The organism is Paraburkholderia sp. GAS334 (assembly GCF_050436625.1).
Classification (GTDB): domain Bacteria; phylum Pseudomonadota; class Gammaproteobacteria; order Burkholderiales; family Burkholderiaceae; genus Paraburkholderia.
The window spans coordinates 1-19,751 of the sequence record NZ_JBNDMO010000009.1 but is presented as its reverse complement, the minus strand read 5'-3'; the positions used below and the strand labels follow the sequence as shown (position 1 = coordinate 19,751).

The 19,751-nt window shown below is 63.1% G+C and carries 22 protein-coding genes; 14 read left to right on the top strand and 8 right to left on the bottom strand.

Translation table 11 applies throughout. The features are described 5' to 3' along the window. Positions 1-24 precede the first annotated feature (24 nt). Genes P3T21_RS17750 through mdcH form a run of 6 tightly spaced genes read left to right on the top strand, consistent with a single transcriptional unit; the run spans position 25 to position 4,597 of the window. Positions 25-957 carry a triphosphoribosyl-dephospho-CoA synthase gene (locus tag P3T21_RS17750; protein WP_429257248.1) on the top strand — a complete coding sequence of 311 codons (933 nt, stop codon included), beginning with the start codon at positions 25-27 and terminating at the stop codon, positions 955-957. Further along, positions 945-1,250, top strand: a complete 306-nt coding sequence (locus P3T21_RS17745) for a malonate decarboxylase subunit delta (RefSeq protein WP_429257247.1) — start codon at positions 945-947, stop codon at positions 1,248-1,250. The genes P3T21_RS17750 and P3T21_RS17745 overlap by 13 nt, the downstream gene beginning before the upstream one ends. Further along, on the top strand, positions 1,247-2,125 hold the full coding sequence (locus tag P3T21_RS17740; RefSeq protein ID WP_429257246.1) for a biotin-independent malonate decarboxylase subunit beta: 879 nt from the start codon (positions 1,247-1,249) through the stop codon (positions 2,123-2,125). The genes P3T21_RS17745 and P3T21_RS17740 overlap by 4 nt, the downstream gene beginning before the upstream one ends. After that, positions 2,122-2,937: a biotin-independent malonate decarboxylase subunit gamma gene (mdcE, locus tag P3T21_RS17735; protein ID WP_429257245.1), complete on the top strand. Its 816-nt coding sequence runs from the start codon at positions 2,122-2,124 to the stop codon at positions 2,935-2,937. Before P3T21_RS17740 ends, mdcE begins: the two co-directional genes overlap by 4 nt. Then, entirely contained in the window at positions 2,937-3,659 is a 723-nt protein-coding gene (locus P3T21_RS17730; protein WP_429257244.1) for a malonate decarboxylase holo-ACP synthase, read from the top strand. Before mdcE ends, P3T21_RS17730 begins: the two co-directional genes overlap by 1 nt. After that, a complete protein-coding gene (mdcH, locus tag P3T21_RS17725) occupies positions 3,659-4,597 on the top strand; it encodes a malonate decarboxylase subunit epsilon (protein WP_429257243.1) in 939 nt (312 codons plus the stop codon). Before P3T21_RS17730 ends, mdcH begins: the two co-directional genes overlap by 1 nt. Positions 4,598-4,616: 19 nt before the next feature. Here the strand turns inward: mdcH and P3T21_RS17720 are convergent, their stop codons facing one another. The 6 genes from P3T21_RS17720 to P3T21_RS17695 all read right to left on the bottom strand — a co-directional run bounded on the left by P3T21_RS17720 (position 4,617) and on the right by P3T21_RS17695 (position 10,191). Continuing rightward, on the bottom strand, positions 4,617-4,937 hold the full coding sequence (locus P3T21_RS17720) for a type II toxin-antitoxin system PemK/MazF family toxin (RefSeq protein WP_429257242.1): 321 nt from the start codon (positions 4,935-4,937) through the stop codon (positions 4,617-4,619). After that, the gene (locus tag P3T21_RS17715) at positions 4,931-5,179 is read right to left on the bottom strand and encodes an AbrB/MazE/SpoVT family DNA-binding domain-containing protein (RefSeq protein WP_429257241.1); all 249 of its coding nucleotides are present in this window, start codon (positions 5,177-5,179) and stop codon (positions 4,931-4,933) included. The genes P3T21_RS17720 and P3T21_RS17715 overlap by 7 nt, the downstream gene beginning before the upstream one ends. Before the next feature lie 202 nt (positions 5,180-5,381). Further along, positions 5,382-6,497, bottom strand: coding sequence for a galactofuranose ABC transporter, permease protein YjfF (yjfF, locus tag P3T21_RS17710; protein WP_429257240.1), 1,116 nt, complete (start codon positions 6,495-6,497; stop codon positions 5,382-5,384). Continuing rightward, positions 6,494-7,525, bottom strand: coding sequence for an ABC transporter permease (locus P3T21_RS17705; RefSeq protein ID WP_429257239.1), 1,032 nt, complete (start codon positions 7,523-7,525; stop codon positions 6,494-6,496). The genes yjfF and P3T21_RS17705 overlap by 4 nt, the downstream gene beginning before the upstream one ends. Continuing rightward, positions 7,522-9,108 carry a sugar ABC transporter ATP-binding protein gene (locus P3T21_RS17700; protein ID WP_429257238.1) on the bottom strand — a complete coding sequence of 529 codons (1,587 nt, stop codon included), beginning with the start codon at positions 9,106-9,108 and terminating at the stop codon, positions 7,522-7,524. The genes P3T21_RS17705 and P3T21_RS17700 overlap by 4 nt, the downstream gene beginning before the upstream one ends. Positions 9,109-9,213: 105 nt before the next feature. Further along, complete coding sequence (locus P3T21_RS17695) at positions 9,214-10,191, bottom strand: ABC transporter substrate-binding protein (protein WP_429257522.1); 978 nt, start codon at positions 10,189-10,191, stop codon at positions 9,214-9,216. A gap of 292 nt (positions 10,192-10,483) precedes the next feature. Between P3T21_RS17695 and P3T21_RS17690 the strand changes: the two genes are divergently transcribed. After that, positions 10,484-11,155, top strand: a complete 672-nt coding sequence (locus P3T21_RS17690) for a lytic transglycosylase domain-containing protein (protein WP_429257237.1) — start codon at positions 10,484-10,486, stop codon at positions 11,153-11,155. On the opposite strand, the gene P3T21_RS17685 is transcribed toward P3T21_RS17690, so the two are convergent. Continuing rightward, positions 11,118-11,708 (bottom strand): alpha-ketoglutarate-dependent dioxygenase AlkB family protein, encoded by a 591-nt coding sequence (locus P3T21_RS17685; RefSeq protein ID WP_429257236.1) that lies wholly within the window; start codon positions 11,706-11,708, stop codon positions 11,118-11,120. The genes P3T21_RS17690 and P3T21_RS17685 overlap by 38 nt on opposite strands. Positions 11,709-11,838: 130 nt before the next feature. Between P3T21_RS17685 and P3T21_RS17680 the strand changes: the two genes are divergently transcribed. Further along, positions 11,839-12,423, top strand: coding sequence for a malonic semialdehyde reductase (locus P3T21_RS17680; RefSeq protein WP_429257235.1), 585 nt, complete (start codon positions 11,839-11,841; stop codon positions 12,421-12,423). A gap of 58 nt (positions 12,424-12,481) precedes the next feature. On the opposite strand, the gene P3T21_RS17675 is transcribed toward P3T21_RS17680, so the two are convergent. Next, entirely contained in the window at positions 12,482-12,814 is a 333-nt protein-coding gene (locus P3T21_RS17675; RefSeq protein WP_429257234.1) for a hypothetical protein, read from the bottom strand. Between the two features lie 411 nt (positions 12,815-13,225). Between P3T21_RS17675 and P3T21_RS17670 the strand changes: the two genes are divergently transcribed. From P3T21_RS17670 to P3T21_RS17645, 6 genes are all read left to right on the top strand, one after another. Further along, positions 13,226-14,392, top strand: coding sequence for a metallophosphoesterase (locus P3T21_RS17670; RefSeq protein ID WP_429257233.1), 1,167 nt, complete (start codon positions 13,226-13,228; stop codon positions 14,390-14,392). 128 nt (positions 14,393-14,520) lie between these two features. Continuing rightward, positions 14,521-15,588, top strand: coding sequence for an AI-2E family transporter (locus tag P3T21_RS17665; protein ID WP_429257232.1), 1,068 nt, complete (start codon positions 14,521-14,523; stop codon positions 15,586-15,588). Positions 15,589-16,119: 531 nt separating this feature from the next. Then, entirely contained in the window at positions 16,120-16,827 is a 708-nt protein-coding gene (locus P3T21_RS17660; protein ID WP_429257231.1) for an MgtC/SapB family protein, read from the top strand. Positions 16,828-16,963: 136 nt separating this feature from the next. Next, a complete protein-coding gene (locus P3T21_RS17655) occupies positions 16,964-17,215 on the top strand; it encodes a GlsB/YeaQ/YmgE family stress response membrane protein (RefSeq protein ID WP_429257230.1) in 252 nt (83 codons plus the stop codon). Between the two features lie 332 nt (positions 17,216-17,547). Continuing rightward, entirely contained in the window at positions 17,548-18,942 is a 1,395-nt protein-coding gene (locus P3T21_RS17650; RefSeq protein ID WP_429257229.1) for a selenium-binding family protein, read from the top strand. Positions 18,943-18,947: 5 nt separating this feature from the next. Beyond that, the gene (locus tag P3T21_RS17645) at positions 18,948-19,616 is read left to right on the top strand and encodes a hypothetical protein (RefSeq protein ID WP_429257228.1); all 669 of its coding nucleotides are present in this window, start codon (positions 18,948-18,950) and stop codon (positions 19,614-19,616) included. Positions 19,617-19,751: the final 135 nt, after the last annotated feature.

Genomic DNA, 19,751 nt, shown 5'->3' with positions numbered 1-19,751 from the left:
GGGGCCATCAGTAGCAGTGCCTTGATGCCCGCGCGCGCTGTCCGTCGTAGTGCGAAGTGCGACGATAACGCGCGGCGCGCGTTGCCGCCGCTTTCCGACGCCCAGCTGGCCGCGTACGCCGTGACCGCGCTGATCGAGGAAGCGCAACTGACGCCGAAACCCGCACTCGTCGACCGACGCGGAAGCGGCGCGCATCGGGATCTCGATCTTGCGACAATGATTCGGTCGGCGAACTCGCTCGGACCGACATTTGCCGCGCTCGCCCGCGTTTCGCGCGGACGTGTGCCTTCCGCGACGTTGCGCGCTGAACTGGCGCAGATCGGTCGCGCGGGCGAGCTCGCGATGATGCAGGCCACCGGCGGCAGTAACGCGCATCGCGGCGCGATCTGGATTCTCGGGTTGCTGGCGGCGGGCGCGGCGATTTGTGGAGATGAGGCCGCGCAGGCCTCATCGATTTGCGAATCCGCCGCGCAGATCGCGTGCTTTCCCGACCGCTTTGCCGCTCCTGTCAGCGAGAGCCACGGGGAGCGTGTGCGCCAGCGTTATCGCGTCGGCGGCGCGCGGCGGGAAGCGCAGGATGGCTTTCCACACGTGATCGACATTGGCCTGCCCGCGCTGCATCGCGCGCGCGCCGACGGCATCCCGGAAGACGCGGCGCGCATCGACACCTTGCTTTCGATCATGGTGTCGCTTGACGATACCTGCCTGCTTCATCGCGCCGGGCTGCCGGGTCTTGCCGCCGGCAAACAGGGCGCGCGACGGGTACTCGCATGCGGCGGCAGTGCCTCACTGCCCGGTCGCATGGCGCTCGCCGCGCTCGAAAGCGAATTGATGACACTCAACGCATCGCCCGGCGGCTCAGCCGATCTGCTCGCCGCCACCCTCTTCATCGACACACTCATTCAACGCGACGCCAGCGGAATCACCTGCGGGAGTGCTGAACCATGGAACATCTGACTTTCGACTATCCGGCGCGACGCGCTGTCACGACACGCGCGCACGTCGGCGTCGTCGGCTCGGGCGATCTGGAGGTGCTGCTGTCGCCGGCCGATACGATGAGCGCGCATGTAATCGTGCGTACGAGCGTCGACGGCTACAGCCACATCTGGAAGCACGTGCTCGACCGGTTTTTTTCGCGCTACGACGGCGCGGCGCAGATCGAGATCAACGATTTCGGCGCGACGCCCGGCGTTGTCGCGCTGCGACTCGCCGAAGCCATCGAGGAAGCCGGATCGGGAGATGCCGCATGAGCACCCTTGAAACAGCTATTCCCGCGCTGCTGCACGAAAGCTTCATCGAGTTGTCCGCGCGCGAACGTGCGCGTTCATTGCTCGACGCCGGCACGTTTCGCGAACTGCTCGGCCCGTTCGACCGTATCGAATCGCCGTGGCTGCCGATGCAGGGCATCGTCTGCCAGGCCGATGACGGCGCGGTGATCGCGCGTGGCACGATCGACGGCCAGCCAGCGGTCGTTGCCGCGATCGAGTCGGCGTTTCAGGGCGGCAGCATCGGCGAGGTGTCGGGCAGCAAGATCGCGGGCGCGCTTGAACTGGCGCTGCGCGACTGCGAGCGCGGCCGGATCGTGCGGCCCGTCGTGCTGTTCGAAACCGGCGGCGTGCGATTGCAGGAAGCGAACCTCGGGCTCGCGGGAATCGCCGAAATCCAGGCCGCCATTGTGGCGCTGCGCCGGCATGTGCCCGTGGTCGGCGTGATTGCGGGCATGGTGGGCTGCTTTGGCGGGATGTCGCTGGCGGCGGCGTTGTGCTCGTATCTCGTGGTGACGAAACAGGGACGCCTCGGCATGAACGGCCCCGAAGTGATCGAGCAGGAAGCCGGCATCGAAGAACTCGACGCCAGCGACCGGCGCCGCATCTGGCAACTGATCGGCGGCGAGCAACGCGCGGCGGCCGGGCTCGCCGATATCCTCGTTAGCGACGACGCCACCGCCGTGCACGATGTCGTGCGCCAGGTGTTTTCGCGCGGTGTGCCGGCTGCGCATCGCAGCGAAGAAGTGGACACGTATCTCGCAAGGCTCGCTGATATCGATCCGGCTACGGTCTCGCCTGAATCGATGCGCGCTGTCTTCCGGGCAACCGCCACGGCCGGCCAGAAGGAGGACGCATGAACGACACGTCACTGACACGCGGTGCGCGCTGGTTCCGCGCGCTCGCTGGCGAACCGGTGACGGCCGCGCCCGTCTGGAGCGCCGACGCATTGCTTGGCGATGAAGCCGCGCGCTTTATCGCGGTGGTGCCCGATCCCATGAACCGTTTTCCCCGCGCGACCGATAACGTCGTCGGGCTTGAACAGGGATGGCTGCTGGCGCGTGCTGTGCGCGAGACGATCGCAGCGGATGCTCACGCGGGCACACGCAGGCCGATCGTCGCGATCGTCGACGTCAAAAGCCAGGCGTACGGCTATCGCGAAGAGATGCTCGGCATCCACCTGGCGTGCGCGGCGGCCGTCGATGCGTATGCGTCCGCACGCGACGCCGGCCATCCGGTCGTCGCGCTGATCGTCGGGCCGGCGATGTCCGGTGCGTTTCTCGCGCACGGCTATCAGGCGAACCGGATCGTCGCACTCGACGCGCCCGGCACGATGGTCCACGCGATGGGCAAGGACGCCGCGGCACGCGTGACCCGGCGCACCGTCGAGGAACTCGATGCGCTCGGCGAGAAGATCGTGCCGATGTCGTATTCGATGACTTCGTTCGCAAAGCTGGGTCTGCTCGATCAGTTGATCGAAGGGATCGACGCCGATGCGCCCGATGAAACGCAGATCGAGCGCGTGCGTCAGGTCCTGGTCGAGTCGGCTCGCGCCGCGCGTGACGGAGCGCGTGATCTTTCCCACCGGCTCCAGTCCGACACGGCGAAAGCAACACGTGCGGCATCGATCGAAGTGCGCCGGCGACTGGCCGAACAGTGGGATGCGACCTGATGCGTATCTGCACCGCGCCGCCGTTTTCCAGCGAAACGGTTGACGAAACGACTCGCGACGCTGCCGGTCCGGCCGGCAACGGGACCGCGCGTTGGCATGCACACGACCTGCTGAGGTTGCGTCACCTGCGCCACTTCGACGGCGAGCCGGCGTGGGTGCGCGATGCGTTTGCCCACGCACCCTTCGCTGTCGTGCGACGCGCACAGGCCGCAGCAGGCTTCGTTGCGATCGGCATGCGCGGAACCCGTCGAGCCGAGCGCTACGGCACGTGGGCGCAGGCCTTCGACGTCGAAGCTACGATCGCGCCCGAAGATCTGGTCGATGCTGCGCCTCTGTCGAACCGGCGCACGCTGCCCGCCTTCATCGCGCTGACGGCATTGCAACGCGACGCGGCGAACCTCAAACGGTTTGTGTGGGGACCGGCTGGCAGCGTCGGCTTCGAACTTGCGACCCACGTGCCGACCGTTACCGCGTCGAGCGATCTCGATCTGCTGATTCGCGCACCGGAGAGCTTGCCCAAAGAAGCCGCGGTCGCCTTGCTGGCCGAACTGCAGTGGCACGCCGAACGCGAAGGCATTCGCATCGATGCGCAACTGGAAACGCCTGCTGGCGGGATCGCGCTCGCTGAACTTGCAGCCGGAAAGGCGCACGTGATCGCGCGGCATGCGCAAGGCCCGCGCCTCGTCGCCGATCCGTGGTTCGTCAAAACGGACGATGCCTGATGCCTGCCTTTGTATTTCCCGGCCAGGGCGCGCAGCAGGAAGGCTATCTGCGCCGCCTGGCGGGGCACGCATCGGCAAACGAGACGTTTGAAGAAGCGTCAGACGTTCTGAACACCGACGTCCTGACGCTCGACACAGCCGAAGCGCTCCGCTCGACCGTTGCCGTGCAGATCGGGCTCGTTGTTGCAGGTGTCGCGACTGTGCGCGCACTCGCGGCCGAACACCTGACGCCGGATGTCAGCGCTGGCCTTTCCGTCGGCGCGTACCCAGCGGCGGTGAGTTGCGGCGCGCTGGCTTTCGACGATGCCCTTCGCATGGTGCGCAAGCGCGCCGAGCTGATGGAAACCGCGTATCCGTCGGGTTACGGCCTGGCAGCAATAAGCGGGCTGACCGAGCATGAACTGGAAAAGCTCGCCGCAGACCACGCGAGTGAAGGCCGAACGCCGGTCTATATCGGAAACGTCAACGCGCCACGTCAAATTGTGATGGCCGGCGCCAACGATGCACTCGACGCGTTCATCGAGCGTGCGCGTGCCGCAGGTGCCCGCAAGGCGACACGGCTTGCGGTCAGCGTGCCCTCGCACTGCAAACTGCTTGCACATGCGAGCGATGAACTGCTCGATTTCGCCAGAGACATTCCGTTTCGAGCGCCCGTCAGCACGTATGTTGGGAACCGCGGAGGCCGGCCATTGCACACACCCGAAGCGATTCGCGACGACCTCGCCACCAACATGCGTTACACCGTGCGGTGGTTCGATGCGCTAACTGTCATGATTGAAATGGGGACACGCGTTGTGGTCGAGGCCCCGCCGGGACAAGTACTGACCGACATCACGCGAGAAGCCTTCCCGGAGGTATCCGCGCTCGCGGCGAACACCATCGCGTTCGAACGACTTGCTGCAACGCTGCGCCGACGCATCGAAGCCAGCGACCGCTGACGCACAGCGCGTCCTCGCCCTACTCCAGAAAGATTTCCTGCAACGTCGACAACGCGTTCGACAGCGCCAGTTCCGACACCACACCCGCTTTCTTCGCAAGCCGCGTCTTGTCGACCGTGCGAATCTGGTCGAGCAGCACAAGACCCTTCTTCCGCTGAAACGTTAGCGGCACACGAAAGGGCGCGGGCTTGCCGCTGGTGGTCATCGGCGCGACGATGACCGTTCGCAGATGGTCGTGCAACTCGGCCGGTGAGACCACCACGCACGGTCGCGTTTTCTGGATTTCGCTACCGATGGTGGGATCGAGCGCGACCAGCCAGACTTCACCCCGCGCTACCACACGAGCCCCGCATCGTCCGCGTTTGGAAACTCGCCCATCACGAGACTGTCGTTGCCCGACGCAGCGAGCGCCCGGCTCGCCTCCGCCCAACCCGCACGCACCTTCTGCTTTGGCCGGCGCAACACCAGCGCGTCACCTTCTACCAGCATTTCCACTTCGTCCTCCAGTCCCAGTTGGGTCAAGATCGGTTTCGGGATCAGTACGCCATGCGAATTACCCATTTTGCGAATCGTCGTTTTCATGGCGTCACCCGGAGTGGAAATGCTATGCGGTTAAAGGCGGTATGTAAATACAATGTTGGTACATTCTAGCACGGCAAATGGCATAGGATGAATCTCATGCCCAGTGGCTCCTGGCAAAAAAACAACCCCGCATCATTCATCGAATGATCGCGGGGCCGCTCATTCCAGCGCGATGCCCACAGCACCAGAAAAGACCGTCTGGTTACGGCCCAGCCTTCTGCAAGCCGCCCATCGCATCCGGCCTGGAACCGGAGTCAGCGCCCGTTTCTTCGCGCGACGAATGCACGCGCCTGCGATCCACCGTCGCGACCGCACCCGTCCCGCCAGTCCGTCGCGCGCCGCGCGCATGGCGCTCGATCAACCGCTGCAGCAGGCAGAACGCACATAGCAGCGCGCCGATCACGATGCGCGTCCACCACGAACTGAGCGTGCCGTCGAAGGTGATCAACGTCTGGATCGTGCCGAGAATGCCAACGCCGAAGAGTGAACCGATCACATAACCGACGCCACCCGTCAGCAACGTCCCGCCGATCACCGTTGCGGCGATCGCGTCGAGTTCCATGCCCTGCCCCTGCAGGCCATATCCCGACAGCACGTAGAACGTGAAGACCGCGCCGCCCAGCGCCGAACAGAATCCGCTCAGCGCATAGACGCCGACTTTCGTACGCGCAACCGGCAAACCCATCAGCAACGCCGAGCGCGCATTGCCGCCGATCGCGTAGACGTTGCGCCCGAAGCGCGTGAAGTGCGCGATAAAGATGGCCGCGACGAGCGTCGCCATTGCGATCAGCACGTTCGCGCTCACGGACCCCGTGCCGATTTTCAGCCGGTACGCGGAAATAGCCTTGAACGTCGGATGGCTGATCGTGATCGATTGCGTCGTGATGAGAAAGCACAGGCCGCGCGCGAAGAACATGCCCGCGAGCGTCACGATGAACGGCTGCAGCCGGAAGAAGTGGATCAGCGCGCCCTGCACTGCACCGAACAGCGTGCCCATCACAAGCACGATCGGCAGAATGATCCACACCGATAGATGCGCGCGCTCGGCAAGCACGGCTTCGACAATCGTCGTCAGCGCGACGACCGAACCCACCGACAGATCGATGCCGCCGGAGACGATCACGAACGTCATACCGATCGCGACAATCAGCAGAAACGCGTTGTCGACGAGCAGATCGAGCAGCACCTGCCACGAGAAGAAGCCCGTGTACATCACCGAACCGAAGCCGAACAGCGCGCAGAAGAGCGCGATCGTCACCGCAAGCGGCAAGGTGCGTGGATCGAAAATGCGGATGAAGGCAGCTGAAAGGCGGCTCATCGCGCCACCCCGCGCTGTGTAACCAGCGTCATCGCCATGGCGCGTGCGGACGGCGACTGGATCACGCTCACCGCCAGCACGACCGCCGCCTTGACGACGAGCGTCGCTTCGGGCGGCACGCCGATCGAATACGTCGTGTACGTAAGCGTCTGGATGATCAGCGCGCCGAGCACCGTGCCCGCCAGACTGAACCGGCCGCCGAGCAGCGACGTGCCACCCAGCGTCACCGCGAGAATCGCATCGAGTTCGAGCAGCAGGCCGGCATTGTTGCCATCGGCGCTGCGCACGTTGGAGCTGATCAGGATGCCCGCTATCGACGCCGTCAGCCCCGAGAATCCGTACACCGCAAACACAATCGCCTTCGAGCGCAGACCGACGAGCCGCGTCGCGACCGGATTCACGCCGATCGCGCGGATGAATAGCCCGAGCGCCGTGCCTTCGACAAGAAGCGCCGTCGCCAGCACGGCGGCCGTCGCAACCCACACCGAAAACGGGACGCCCAGCAGATAGCCGCCGCCGACGAACAGATAGCCCGGCGCGCCGATCGGAATGATCTGGCCGGCCGTCAGCAGTTGCGCGACGCCGCGTCCGGCGACCATCAGGATCAGCGTGGCGATGATCGGCTGCATGCCGACGAACGACACCAGGAGGCCGTTCCACATCCCGCTCAGTACGCCCACGACAAGCGCCGCGCACAGCGCCTGCGCGACGAGCGCGGGCGTCGGCACCGCGTTGCTGGCGAGCGTCGTGGCCGCCGCTGCGCCCGCGATGGCGACCACAGCGCCGACTGAAATATCGATGCCGCGCGTCGCGATCACGAGCGTCATGCCGGTCGCGACGAGCACCAGCGGCGCCGCGCGATTCAGGATATCGATCGGTGCGCCGAACAGGTGACCGTCAAGCATGCGTATCGACAGGAAATTCGGATTGACCCACAAGTCGAGCAGAAATAGCAGCACAAGCGTCACGCAAGGCCAGACGAGCGGTCGTTCGGCGCCTTCGCGCCCGAGCCAGTTTGGTATTTTCATTCGGCGCTTCCTGCGATGAGTCGATAGATGTCGTCTTCGTTCGAGACGTTGCCAGCCACTTCCGCGATCTTGCGACGGTCGCGCAGCACCGCGACGCGATGGCTCACGCGCACGACCTCGCTGACTTCCGACGAGATGAACAGAATGCCCAGCCCCTTGCCGCACAGCGCGAGCATCCGGTCCATGATGTCGAACTTCGCGGCGACGTCGATGCCGCGTGTCGGCTCGTCGAGAATCAGGATTTTTGGATCGGTGGCGAGCCAGCGCGCGAGCAACGCTTTCTGCTGGTTGCCGCCCGACAGCAGACCGATCGGCTGCTCTGCGTCGGACGCCTTGATGCCGAGGCGCTCGATCCATGTGTCGGCGATTTCGCGCGCGCGGCGCCGGCTGATCTTGCGCAGCCAGCCGCGTTTCGCCTGCAGTGCGAGCAGGATGTTTTCGCGGATCGACAACTCCGCGACGATGCCCTCCTTCTTGCGGTCTTCGGGGCAATAGCCGATGCCGTGACGCACCGCGTCGTGCGGCGAACGCAGCCGCACCGTGTGGCCGTCGATCGTGATCGTGCCGCTATCCGCGCGATCCGCGCCGAACAGGAGACGCGCTGTCTCCGTGCGGCCAGAACCAAGCAGGCCGGCGAGCCCCAGAATCTGGCCGGGTTGCACGTCGATATCCAGCGGCTGGATCGTGCCGCGCCGCCCGACGCCACGCAACTCGACGAACGGCGGCACAGTCGCCTTATCCGCCGGACCTTCGCGCGCGGCCTCCTTCAGACGCGTGCTCATCCGCTCATGCCCGACCATCTTCGACACGAGCCGGTCCGCCGACAGATCGCGCGCAAGATACTCACCTTCGCGCTCGCCATTGCGCATCACGGTGATCCGATCGGAAATCGCGTACGTCTGCTCGAGAAAATGCGTGACGAATAGAATTGCGATGCCCGATTGCTTAAGATTCCGTAGTATTTCGAAGAGCTGTGCGACTTCGCCGTCGTCGAGGCTCGACGTGGGTTCGTCAAGAATCAGCACGCGCGCATCGACGGAAATCGCGCGCGCAATCGCCACCATCTGCTGCACGGCGATCGGGTACGCGTCGAGCGACTTCGTGACATCCAGCGAGACGTTCAGACGTGCAAGCGCCGCCTCCGCGCGCCGCCTGATTTCAGGCCAGTCGATACGACCGAACCGCTTCGGCTGCCGGCCCGCGAAGATGTTCTCCGCCACCGACAGGTTCGGACACAGATTCACTTCCTGATACAGCGTGCGGATGCCCGCGGCCTCCGCTTCCTGCGGCGATGCGAACTGCACAGCCGCGCCGCCAAGGTGGATCTCGCCGCCGTCGGGCGCCACAACGCCCGTGAGCACATTGATCAATGTCGATTTGCCCGCGCCGTTCTGCCCCATCAGCGTGTGAATTTCGCCGGGATAAAGACGGAAGTCGACGTTCTGCAGGGCCTTTACGCCTGGAAACGTCTTGCTGATGCCTCTCGTTTCGAGCACCGGCGCGCGTTCGCCCGCGGGCGCTCCATGGACGTCGGGCGCCGGGCGGGCGTTGGGCAATGCTGGTTCAGGTGTCGGATGGGCCATAGACCTTTGATGGTCGGTTGAAAAGACGCCGTCCGTTGTCGCAGCAACGGACGGCGTTGAGGCACCACACTGGAGAAACTGGCTACAACGCGTTCAAAGGCGCGATCAGTATTTACGCGTCGGGAGCGTCTGCGCCGCGACGCTCATCGGGAATACGGTCTCCTCAGTCAGAATGCGCTTCGGCAAAGGCTTGCCGGCCACCACGTCTTTCACGGCCGACATCAGTTGCGGTCCGAGCAGCGGGCTGCATTCCACATCGACGTTCATCTTGCCCGCCGCCATCGCCTGGAAGCCGCCCTTCGTCGCATCGAACGAAACGACGATCACATCCTTGCCCGGATGCATGCCGGCTTCCTCCATGGCCTGGATTGCACCCAGCGCCATGTCGTCGTTATGCGCATAAACTAAATTAATTTTATTTCCATAAGTTTTGATAAACGCTTCCATGACCTGTTTGCCACCGGCCAGCGTAAAGTCGCCGCTTTGGGACGCGATGATCTTGAATTTCGGATCGTTCTTGATCACTTCGAGCAGGCCGGAATGGCGGTCATTCGCCGGCGCGGAGCCGACCGTTCCCTGCAGTTCGGCGATGTTGACGGGGCCTTTGTCGTTTTTGTAGTGATCTGCGATCCAGTGGCCACCGCGCCGCCCTTCTTCCATGAAGTCCGAACCGATCATCGTCACGTAGAGCGACGTGTCTTTCACGTCGATGTTGCGGTCGGTCAGGATCACGGGAATCTTTGCGGCTTTTGCTTCAAGCAGCACAGGTTCCCAGCCCGATTCCACGACCGGCGAGAACGCAATCACGTCGACCTTCTGCGCGATATACGAACGGATCGCCTTGATCTGGTTTTCCTGCTTCTGCTGGGCGTCGGAGAATTTGAGGTTGATTTTCGCGTCCGCGGCGGCGGACTTCACCGATTCGGTGTTGGCCGTGCGCCAGGCGCTTTCGGCGCCCACCTGCGCGAAGCCCAATGTGATCTTCTTGTCTTCTGCCTGCGCGCTGAAGGCGGAGAGCGTGAGGGCGCCCGCGCCCACGCAGGCCGCGAGTGTGCGCAACGCGGTGCGTCGTGAAATGGTCATGACTGTCTCCTGATCTTTGTTCTGTATAGGTTGCCCCCGCCTGTTGGCCGCGCCAGATGGGGACGAAACCAAGCGTAGTGGCTCCCTCCCGAAGCGTCCAATCATTTGATTTGCCGAACCCATACCAGTTTTGATATGGAGTGGCCCGCTGCAACGCACGAAGCGGGATCGCGGCTCGCAAGAAATCGTGCCCGCTTGTTTACGTTTTCCTGATACCGCCACCCGATGTCTTTAGACGCTCCCTACAACGGGCACGCTAGTCTTGCATCACCCTGGCTTTGTAGTGATATCGATGGACATGATCAGTCATCCGGTGAGCAGGACCGTCGGTGCGCTGTGCGTCGCGCTGACGCTCGCAATGGCTTCAGGCGCGAGCCGCGCCGCGGCCACCAGCGACGGCAACGACAACGGCGACGAAGCGGCGCGAGCCAGGCACGTGAGCGTCGTCCGGATCCTCACCGGGCAGTTTCGGGTGACGGAAGCACGCGCGGAACATATCGTCGACGCGGTCGAGCGGACCGCCGGGAAGCTGCGGGTACCGATGTCGCTGATTCTGGCGATCATCCAGACCGAATCGAGCTTCGATCCGCACGCGACGAGTTCCGCGGGCGCGATCGGGCTCATGCAGGTCATGCCGGCAACACAGCGGGACACTGCGCCGCGCACCGACATTCATGATCCGGATGGCAACATCTACGTGGGAACGTCGATCCTGCGGCGCTATATCGATCAGGCAGGTGGCGACATGGGCGCGGCGCTTAACCGGTACAGCGGCGGCACGCACGGTTACGCGCGGCGGGTGCTCGCACGCTGGCACTACTTCAGCGATTTCGCGGATCCGGGTACGCCCGCTCCGGCCCACGCTGCGACGCTGGTTCTGCGGGTCACCACCGCAGAACCGGCAGCGGCGCTCGCCGGCCCGGCAGTTATCCGCGCGGCGTCACAAAGCGAAACGTCAGATTGACGCGCTCGCCCTCTACGCGAAGTTCTTTCGGCACACGATGCCGCCATTCCGCCTGTGTCCGACCGCGCATCACGAGCAGGCTTCCGCCTTTAAGCGCATACGACTGCACGACACCCGTCCGGTTGTGCTTCAGATCAAACGTGCGCGCGACGCCCAGGCTCACCGACGCGATCACCGGCTGCGCGCCGAGTTCGGGTTCGCGATCGGCATGCCAGCCCATGCTGTCGTTACCGCTTCGGTAGCGGTTCAACAGCACGCTGTTAAAGCGCGCGCCACTGGTCGCTTCAGCGGCGGCCTTCAGTTCGGCCACAGCGGGCGTCCACGCGTCAGGCACGTTGCGGATGCCCGAGTACACGTAGACAGCATCCGGCTCGCCCTGCCACGCGGTCAACCGTGGCAACGGCACGCGGCCAGCGGGCGTCATCATCGTGTCCTGCTTCCACGCGACTTCGTCGACGATGCGCGCGAGCGTGACCGACGCGACCTCGGGCGAAAGCCACTCGGGATACCAGTCGACGTCAGGTGCGGGAAGATCGTTGAAGAGGTCAGGCATGTGTGCATTTCCGGTGAACGCGTCACCATCGATCCGTCAAAGAGAAACCATCGTTATTATGAATGCCGAAGCGGGGTGCATCATCCGCCACCTTGCGCTTTCATCCCTTTTCTATCTCGCGGGGTTTCCCATGACGCTCTCAAACGAAGCACTCGATCAGCTGTTTCGCACCGCTCGCACGCACAACGCCTGGCTGCCGAAACCCGTCGACGACGCGCTGCTCCGGCAAGTCGTCGAGCTCGCACTGCTCGCGCCAACATCCGCCAATTCGAGCCCCGGGAGGTTCGTGTTCGTGAAGACGCCCGAGGGCAAGGAAAAACTCCGTCCCGCGATGGCGCCCGGCAATCTGGATAAAACGATGGCGGCGCCGGTGACGGTGATCGTCGCGATGGATATGGCGTTCTACGAGCATCTGCCGAAACTGTTCCCGCAGGCCGACGCGCGCAGCTGGTTCGCCGGTAACGACAAGCTCATCGCGGACACCGCATTTCGCAACGGAACGCTGCAAGGCGGCTATCTGATCATGGCCGCGCGGGCGCTGGGTCTTGACGCCGGTCCGATGTCCGGCTTCGATCAGAAACGGGTCGACGAAGCGTTCTTCGCCGGCACAACGCTGAAATCGAATTTCCTGATCAATCTCGGCTACGGCGACGCGTCGAAACTGTACCCGCGCAATCCGCGCTTCACGTTCGACGAAGCCGCGAAGTTCGTCTGAGATTTTTGACCGGATGCCGGCGCGATGTGTCCGTATGGATGGGCGTGGCGCGCGGCATTCAGGCGAAAAGCGCCACATAGAAAACGATCGTGCCGATCAGGGCGCCGACAAAACAGAAACCCTCTTCTGCCTCGTCGCCATTTGAGCGCAACCACGCGCCCACGACGCCGAAAAATCCGGCGATGCCCAGTGCCACGCACACCATCACCACGTCGAAAAGCGCACTTCGGCCGAGCTCGGAAAACTCGATCTGCCGCACGCCGAAATACAACGCGAGCGCCATCACCGAGAGCACCACAAGCGGCAGCATCACATGGCTGCCTTCGTGGCCGACATGATGCACGCGGTGGCCCGTGTGGCTGTCGTGAGCGACAGTCCGTGTCGTTTTCATCATTCGTCTCCCATATCGCTCTCTGAAGCCGGCGATAGATCGAACCATGACCGTCACCGGTTTGGACCGCCACGGCGCTGGAAGAATCCGGCCCCCGAGACAGAAAACGCGATCAGCAACGACACGGTTCAATTTGAGAATAGTCGATCTCCATACGCAATTCAAAACCTGTTTAGTTCATTGCCGGCGGCAAGTTTGAACGGCCCGTGCGCATGCTGCGACGCACGAAATCCAGCCTACATGGCGACATGCGCGCCAAGCCTTTGACGTTTTCGCCAAAGGCCGTTCTGCAGGCCGCCGGCACCCCTCTCAAACTCTCGGTAGAATGGTTTGCCTGCCCGCCGTTTCGTCTCCGGGCGCTGCCGCGTTCCTTCAGCGCCGGTTGCTTCCTTCCGCGTCAACTACCCCTCTATGCGCCGATCATTTTCGTTTCTGGCTCGCATCATCTTCATCGGTATCCTGCTGCACATTTATGTCGGCTTTCGCCTGATTCCCGACCTGCCGGTTGGCACCACGTGGCGTGTGCTCGCCGCCCTGTGGCTCGTACTGTCGGTGTTTGTGATTCCGCTCGGGATGCTCGCGCGAACCATCGAGCAACAGCCGCTCGGCGATCGCCTCGCGTGGATCGGCCTGATGGGCATGGGCTTCTTCTCGTCGCTGCTCGTGCTGACGTTCGGGCGCGATCTGTTGCTCGCCTCGCTGCTGACTATCGACGCGATCTGGCCGCACACCATCCCGCTCGCGGTATGGCGCACCGATACCGCGGCAGCCGTGCCGCTGCTCGCGTTGCTTTCGACGGCAGTCGGTCTTTTCAATGCGCGCCGGCGCGCACGCGTGGTCACGATCGACGTGCCGATCGACGACCTGCCCGCTGCGCTCGACGGCTTTACAATCGTCCAGATCAGCGATATTCACGTCGGCCCGACCATCAAGCGCAGTTACGTCGATGCGATCGTCGATGCGGTCAACAAGCTCAAGCCCGACCTGATCGCGGTAACGGGCGACGTGGTCGACGGCAGCGTCGAACAGCTTTCAGATCACACGCGCCCGCTGTCGCGGCTAAGCGCATTGCACGGCGCGTATCTCGTCACTGGCAATCACGAGTACTACTCCGGTGCGCATGCATGGATCGATGAGTTTCGCCGGCTCGGCCTGACGGTGCTGATGAACGAGCACGTCGTCGTTGAACACAGGGGCGCGCAGGCGATCATCGCGGGCGTGACCGACTTTTCCGCGGGACATTTCGATCCTGCACATCGCAGCGATCCGGCCGCCGCACTGACAGGCGCGCCCGGCGACGTACTGATCCGCGTGCTGCTCGCGCACCAGCCGCGCAGCGCGGAAGCCGCCGCTGACGCCGGCTTCACGCTGCAACTCTCGGGGCACACGCACGGCGGGCAATTTTTCCCGTGGAATTTCTTCGTGCGACTTCAGCAGCCGTTCACAGCGGGCCTCGCGCGCATGAACGGCCTGTGGGTGTACACGAGTCGCGGCACCGGCTACTGGGGCCCGCCAAAGCGTCTCGGCGCGCCGTCCGAAATCACGCGCGTCCGGCTCGTACCGGCTGAAGGCATCTGACATGCCCTGCCGGCTGCCATGGCCGGCCGCATTCCGCGTCTGGTCACCGGGCTTCGTCGTGGTACGCCCGGCTCACTGCCGTGGTAAAACTCGTGCTGACGCAGCATCGAAAGGATGAAAACCGGATCATGGATGGCAACAAATCACTGCATCAAACGTCGTTTTACCTGCTCCTGTTTGCGGTGTCCGTTGCGCTATGTTTCATCCTCGCGCCGTTTTTCAATACCATCTTCTGGGGCAGCATTCTCGCCCTTCTCTTCCAGCCCGTGCAGCGCCGTCTGCTGATCAGGTTTGGCCGTCGCCGCAATCTCGCGGCGTTCACGACATTGCTGCTGTGTATCGTAATCGTGATCCTGCCCTTGACGCTGGTTGCCGGCACGCTCGTGCAGCAAGGCACGCTTGTCTATGGCCAGATGAAATCGGGCAACCTGAACTTCGGCAATTACTTCGACCACGTCGTGCACGCGTTGCCGGCTTCCGCGCAGCGTTTGCTCGATCAGGTCGGGCTCACCGACATCTATGATCTGCAACAGAAGCTCACCGCGGGGGCAGCGCAGATCAGCCAGTTTCTCGCGGGCCAGGCGTTGAGCATCGGACAGAACACGCTGCAATTTCTGATCAGCTTCGGCGTCATGCTCTATCTGCTGTTTTTTCTCGTGCGCGATGGGCGCGAAATATCGCGCCTGATCCGCGAAGCGATTCCGCTCGACGAAGACCGCAAGCAGCATCTGGTGCGCAAGTTCACGACCGTCGTGCGCGCGACCGTCAAGGGCAACGTCGCGGTGGCGCTCATTCAGGGCGGCCTGGGCGGTATCGCGTTCTGGTTCATTGGCATACAGGGCGCGCTGCTGTGGGGCGTGATGATGGCGTTTCTGTCGCTGCTGCCCGCGATCGGCGCGGCGCTGATCTGGGGACCGGTGGCGATCTATTTCCTGCTGACTGGCGAACTCGCGAAAGGGATCGGGCTGATTGCATTCTGCGCGATCGTGATCGGCATGGTGGACAACGTGCTGCGCCCGATTCTCGTCGGCAAGGATACGAAGATGCCCGACTGGGTCGTGCTGATCTCGACGTTAGGCGGCATGGCGATGCTGGGCATCAACGGCTTCGTGATCGGGCCGCTCGTCGCCGCGCTGTTCATGAGCTGCTGGGATCTTTTCACGCGCGACAAGCATGGCGCGTCGATTGAAGAGTGATGAATGCGGTCGCCGCGTAACCGCCCATCGCGGTGCTAGCGGTTCTCTGGCGGGTGTGGCTATTCGCCGGGTTGCTGTCAACCCGCGATGTCGTGGCGCGCTTCACGAATACTTTCCCGGACGGGTTGACCTGCCCTTGTGCAAAAGCCTAAAATCCGCCCATTCTTTCGAAAAGGAAGCCATCGTGGACAGTAGTTCGAGTCGACCCTCGATCCAGCCGACCGCCTGACGGCAAGACCTCCGCGCCAGCTTTCCCCTGCCGCCGTCTTGCCCTCCTGGCAGACGGTGCGCGTCACCTTCATTCTCGTGCACTGTTTTCAGTCTCCGCGGCCCGCCGCGGGGCGGTTGCTTTTTTGCGTCGCGAGCCTGTGTTTCCGCTCGCAAGCATCGCTACACAGACGTTGATCGCGCCATTTCGCGCAACTGTCACGTGTTTCGTTCAACCTGCAAGTTTTGCCCGCGCATCCTTCGCCAGCCATACGCATTGGCCGTGTAGCGCGCGGGCAAGCATGAACCGTCGTAATTAAACTGATGACATTCGATCTTGTCCTGCGGCTGCTGGCCGCTTTCGCCTGCGGCGTCGCGATTGGCCTTGAACGGCAGATGCGCCAGCGCAATGCCGGCCTGCGCACCATTACCCTCGTCGCAAGCGGCGCGTGTCTCTTCGTCCTGCTCGGCGTGCTGACGGGCAACGGCACAGCGGGCGTCACGCAGATTGCCGCCTACGTCGTATCCGGCGTCGGCTTTCTCGGCGGCGGCGTGATCATGCGCGACAAGGGCTCCATTCAGGGCATCAATACGGCCGCGACGCTGTGGTGCTCGGCGGCCGTTGGCGTGCTGTGCGGCGCCGGGCACTATGGCCCGGCGCTGGCCGGCACGGTCATCGTCCTGCTTACGAATACAGTCCTGCGGGAAGTGAGCCGGATGATCAATTCGACACCGGTGTCGAACGCGGATCTCGTGCGCGAGTACGCGCTGACCGTCGTCTGCCGCGAGGACAACGAGATCCATATCCGTACCGTGCTTTCGAACTCAATGTATTCGACGCCGCTGTCATTCCAGAGTCTCACAAGCGAGGATGTCGCGGATCAGACCGGCCGCATTCGCGTCACGGCAACGCTGAAGCTGCACCCGAAAGATCAGCCAAAGCTGGAACTGATGGCGAGCCGCATCAGCATGGAGAAAAGCGTGTCGAGCGTGAGCTGGGTCGCGAACGAGGCGGAACCGACACCCGAATAAAACTGTGCAGTTGCTGCGAATCGAGGCACCTGTCGCGCAGATTGTAAATTTTCGCCTCAATGATGGACGCGTTATGACGCGTCGACTAAGCTCCGCCAGCGTGATTGTTCGCGCTTAAAACATAGGAGTCCATTATATGGAACATGGCATTCTTGCCTGGCTGATCATTGGTGCGGTCGCAGGCTGGCTCGCCGGCCTGCTGGTGAAAGGCGGCGGATTCGGATTGATCGTCGACATCATCGTGGGTGTTGTCGGAGCGTTTATCGGCGGCTGGCTGGCCGGAGCGCTCGGTATTTCCCTCGGCGGCGGATGGATCGGTTCGATCGGCACCGCGGTGATTGGCGCAGTTGTGCTGCTCATTGTCATCCGGCTGATCAAACGGGCGTAAATCTGGCAGTGGTCGACGGATATGCGTCAACGTCAGGCGATCCGGGTCGCCTGACCTTTACGTCCCCGGTGTTGCCGCCGCCGACGTATCGCGCTGGTCTTGTTGAAGCCCGCTCCGGCGAATCACTCGAGATGCGGCGCGATGCCGCGTGATGCAGTGTGCTGCATTGCAGCGTGCGCGGCCTCAGCACACAGAATCGGCGCGCAAACTATGAGACTGGCGCATCCAATGAATTTGCTTATTGGATATCGAGCTTTACCGATCGTCTGGAGCGGCTACAGTTCATGTGTGTTGTCCCATCGTGCTGACTGTCTGGCACTCGGAGGAACGCCATGGGCATCTGGAAGCCGGATCCGAGCTTTTACCCGTCACCCCGTCTTGCCGCGCAGGCGCCGCCCGAAAAGCTCGCGTACGTCGCGGCCTTCGACCCCGATCGCAACCTGCCGGACGCGATCGAAGTCGTCGACGTCGATCCCGATTCGCCAAACTACGCCAGCATCGTCGGCACGCTGCCGATGCCGAATACCGGCGACGAACTGCATCACTTCGGGTGGAACGCGTGCTCGTCGTGTCTGTGTCCCAATGCGCCGCATCCGCACACTGAGCGGCGCTATCTGGTCGTACCCGGACTGCGCTCATCGCGCATCTACATCGTCGATACCAAGGCCGATCCACTGAAGCCGAGCATCGCCAAAATCATCGAACCGGAGACGATCGCGGACCGCACCGGCTACACGCGACCGCATACGGTCCACTGCGGCCCAGGTGGCATCTATCTGACTGCGCTGGGGAATGCCGACGGCGGCGCGCCAGGCGGGGTTTTTCTGCTGGATCCGCAAAGTTTCGAGCCGCTGGGGCGCTGGGAAGTCGACCGCGGACCGCAACAACTCGCCTACGACGGCTGGTGGCATCTCGGCTACGACACGCTTGTGACGAGCGAGTGGGGAACGCCCGACACCTTCGAAAACGGGTTGATTCCCGAGGTCCTGCTAGGCGCGCGATATGGTCGCCGGCTGCACTTCTGGGACCTCACGCGCCGCAAGCATGTTCAGGAAATCGATTTCGGTCCTGAGTATCAGCTCGTTTTCGAACTGCGTCCCGCGCACGATCCGACCAGGGCATATGGCTTCGTCAACTGCGTGATCAGCCTGAAGGACCTGTCGTCGTCAATATGGGTCTGGTACCGCGACGGGAACGCGTGGGCCGTGCGCAAGATTATCGACATTCCCGCTGAGCCAGCCAGTGCCGACGTTTTGCCGCCGGTGTTGCAGTCGTTCGGCGCCGTGCCCCCGCTCGTGACGGACATCGATCTATCAATGGACGATCGCTTTCTCTACGTTTCCTGCTGGGGAACGGGCGATCTGCTGCAATACGACGTATCCGATCCATTCGCGCCGAAGCTGGTGGGCAAAGTGCGAATCGGCGGAATCGTGTCGCGCGCGGCTCATCCTGCCGCACCGGAGAATGCGCTGAACGGTGGTCCACAAATGGTGGAGATAAGCCGCGATGGCAAACGCGTCTATTTCACGAACTCGCTCTACGGCGCGGTCGACCCGCAGTTCTATCCAGAGGGAATCGACGGCTGGATGGTTAAACTCGATGTTGGCGCCGATGGCGGTCTGACATTCGATCAAAAATTCTTTCTTGAATGGCCAGCAGGACATCGCCCGCATCAAATCCGGCTGCAAGGCGGCGACTGTTCTTCGGATTCATACTGCTACCCGTAACATCGATGAATCTTTCGACGTCCCCGTGGTGGATCTGGGCTGTCGTCGCCGGACTGGGGACGTTTCACGGACTTAACCCCGCGATGGGATGGCTATTCGCTGTCGCACTCGGCCTGTATCGACGAAGCCGACGGGTGGTGCTCCTGGCGCTGATTCCGGTTGCGCTAGGTCACGCGATGGCGGCTGCATGCGTGCTCGTCGCGGGCCTCTCGTTGAGCATGACGATCGACCATCATATGTTGAATCGCGTGTGTGGCGTGATATTGATCGGATGGGCTGCGTGGCACGCGTTACGCGGCCATCGAATGCGTTCTCGCGTCGGCATGCAAGCCGGGTTCGTGGGATTGACCGCCTGGTCGTTCGTCATGTCGAGCGCGCATGGCGCTGGATTGATGCTGATTCCCGCGCTCATGCCGATCTGCAATGGCCTTTCGGATGGTTCGGCAGCAACACTTGCCGGCACGCAGATCCTTTCAGGTGTCCCGCCCGTTGCAGCGATTGCGGCTGCCGCCCTGGCCGTTCACACGGCTGCGATGCTGCTCACGACCGGCATCGTGTCATTGCTGGTCTTCGACCGCTTCGGTGTGGCGTGCCTGCGAACGAAATGGGTGAACGTGGATCTGGTATGGACAGCGTCACTGGCGGGATGCGGGGTAATACAGCTCGGGCTTTAACGCGGGCAGTCTGCGCACGTGGAATACGCAGTCTGCGGGAGCGGGCGGGTGGGTCAGCGGGAGCGGCCAGATGGCGGGTCGGTGGCGGGCTTTTTGGGGGGCGGTAAACGCAGAAACCCCACCTTTGTGGGGTGG